Raw genomic sequence first — 2531 nt, 5'->3', positions numbered from 1 at the left:
GTATCGGCATCCGGCTGCCGACGATCTGCGTGCGGCCGGGCAAGCCGAACAAGGCGGCGTCCGGCTTCTTCTCCGACATCATCCGCGAGCCGTTGAGCGGCCACGAAGCGATCCTGCCGGTGCCGCGCTCGGTCGTGCACACGCATGCCAGCCCGCGCTCGGCGGTGAACTTCCTGATCCATGCGGCAGGGATCGACGGCAGCGCAGTCGGGCCGCGCCGCAACCTGACGATGCCCGGCGTTGCCGTCACCGTCGGCGAGCAGATCGAGGCGCTGGAACGCATCGCCGGGCCGAAGGCGGTAAGCCTGATCCGCGAGGGTCCGGATGAGACGATCTGGGCGATCGTCAAGGGCTGGCCGACGCGCTTCGAGGCAAAGCGGTCACGGGAGCTCGGCTTCAGCGCCGAAAAGAGTTTTGACGAGATCATCCGCGCTCACATCGAGGATGAGCTCGGCGGCAAGATCGCGGGTTAAACTCCGAACCTCGTGGCGCCGGCCTATCCGCCGCTCGCCAAACTCGCCGACAGCAGCAGCAGTCCGAACAGGAACACAAACGCCGCGCCGCCGATCTCGACGATCGAGTGGATGCGGTTGCCCATGCGGCCGTCGCCGGCGAAATACACCGCCCAGTTCTTGGCGGTCACCGCCAGTGTCGCCAGTGCCGATACGGTGATGGCGGTGCCCAGCGACATCGCCAGCACCGACAGCAAACCGCCGAGCCAGAGGCCGTTGAGCAAGGCGAAGCTCAGCACGATCAGGGCGCCGGAGCAGGGGCGGATGCCGACCGCCGCCACCGCCGTCCACGCCGTGCGCCAGTCGAAGCGGTCGCCCGACAGCAGCGCCGGATCGGGTGCGTGCGAATGGCCGCAGGTATCGCAGACTTCGCCGGCCGCGTGATCGTGATGAGCGTGATCGTGTTCGGCATGATCGTGATGATCGTGCGAAGGGCCGTGCACATGGTCATGCGCGTGTGGCGCGTGCGAATGAGCATGCGCCGAATGGCTGGGAGCTGCATGGGAGTGACCGGCATGCGAATGCGCGCCGTGCGAATGGCCCCCATGAGAATGACCCCCATGAGAATGACCGGCGTGAGAATGGCCGGCATGAGCCGCCGACAGGCTGTAGGCCGGGCCCTTGCCGAACAGACGCAGGACGGCGGGGCCGAGTTTGCGCCACAGCAGCCAGGCGCCGAACAGGGTGACGAAGACAAAGCTCATGATCTCCATGAACCAGGCCGCGTCCGTCATCGAGACGGAGGTGCCGCGCAGGACGAAATAGGCGACCCCCATCACCGCGATCGCGGTCAGGCCCTGCAGCAGCGCCGAGACGAAGGACAAGAGGATGCCGCGCCGCAACGCCACTTCATTGGCCACCATGTAGGACGAGATCACGGCCTTGCCGTGGCCGGGGCCGGCGGCATGGAAAATACCGTAGGCGAAGGACAGGCCGACGAGTATCCAGATCTTGCTGCCGTCCTGGCGCATCGCCTTCATCGCCGTTGCCAGCGCGCGGTAGAATTCCTGCTGCCTGAGATTGATCCACATCAGGATATGGGCGAACGGGCCGGTGGTCGGCGCCATGCCGTCATTGACGCCGATGCCGAGCGAACTCTGGGCATGAGCGGCGTCGGCGAAATGCATCATGGCGACAGTGAGGGCCAACAGGCCGAATGCCAAACGCAGGGACGGTTTCGTCACCGGCTTCATCCTTCTGGCTGACAGGTCAGTTCGAGCTTGGTGGCGAAGATCTTGCTCATATCGGTGCCGGTCGGATCGTTGAAAAAGGCATCGGTGAGGGTCTTCTGGTTTTCCTTGATGGCCTCGTCCGGGTCCGGACGGACCACCTTGCTGGTGCAGTTCGAGGGCAGGCCTTCAACCGTGATGTTGGAGTCCTCGGTGAAGTCGATCGCCGTGTAGAATGTCGGATCGTAGACGCCGATATCGATCTTGCCGTGGAGCTTGATCGGCACCTTCGGTTCGGACTCGAACAGGATGATCAGCTGATCGTTGTCGAAATTGGCCATCAGATGCGGCGGCGGCGTCATCGCCACGTCCTTGCCGTCAACGGTGACGAGCTGGAAGTAATTGAACTCGGCCAGCGAGGCATGAACGGTGTCGGCGACTTCCTTCAGCTCCTTGTCATCGAGCTTCAGGTCGGAGTTCTTGTCGAACTCCATCATCACGGTCGAGGAAAACAGATCGTCGAAGCGCCAGAGATGACGGAGAGCCTTCACGCTTTGGTGATCCGGGGAGAGAATCACATCGAGGCGGGCCTCGGCGAAGACATGCGGATGCACGTAAGCCGGTCCAGTGGCGGCAAAAGTAGCCGCCAAGGCCGAAGCCAGCATGATTGCGTGCCGTTTCAGATTCATTCTCGGTCCATAGGCCTCGGAAGAGTTGCCGAGAGTTACCAGAAAGGGGGCGAAATTGGGACCATGAGACTATCGATGCCGGTCAGCCAGCCTCGCGCGTCCTGAACCACTGCACCAGGAAGTCGACGAAGACGCGGACTTTCGCCGGCAGATAGCGGCGG

The 2531-nt window shown here is 63.5% G+C and carries 2 protein-coding genes and 1 pseudogene; 1 reads left to right on the top strand and 2 read right to left on the bottom strand.

Annotated elements, in window-relative coordinates:
• Positions 1-473 (top strand): annotated as a pseudogene (locus tag EN984_RS30880) (NAD-dependent epimerase); the annotation flags it as partial.
• Between the two features lie 23 nt (positions 474-496).
• On the opposite strand, the gene EN984_RS30875 reads toward EN984_RS30880, so the two are convergent.
• Positions 497-1705 carry a nickel/cobalt transporter gene (locus EN984_RS30875; protein ID WP_127272433.1) on the bottom strand — a complete coding sequence of 403 codons (1209 nt, stop codon included), beginning with the start codon at positions 1703-1705 and terminating at the stop codon, positions 497-499.
• Entirely contained in the window at positions 1702-2370 is a 669-nt protein-coding gene (locus EN984_RS30870) for a DUF1007 family protein (protein ID WP_023810039.1), read from the bottom strand. The genes EN984_RS30875 and EN984_RS30870 overlap by 4 nt, the downstream gene beginning before the upstream one ends.
• Between the last annotated feature and the right edge of the window lie 161 nt (positions 2371-2531).

Origin of the sequence: Mesorhizobium sp. M7A.F.Ca.CA.004.12.1.1 (genome assembly GCF_003997835.1) — a bacterium.
GTDB lineage: Bacteria > Pseudomonadota > Alphaproteobacteria > Rhizobiales > Rhizobiaceae > Mesorhizobium.
Note: the sequence above shows the minus strand (reverse complement) of the source record. Positions and strands in the feature narration are given on the sequence as shown.

Excerpts from the sequence above, each read along its gene's own strand:
- EN984_RS30875 (WP_127272433.1), bottom strand. The coding sequence starts at position 1,705 with ATGAAGCCGGTGACGAAACCGTCCCTGCGTTTGGCATTCGGCCTGTTG.
- EN984_RS30870 (WP_023810039.1), bottom strand. The coding sequence starts at position 2,370 with ATGAATCTGAAACGGCACGCAATCATGCTGGCTTCGGCCTTGGCGGCT.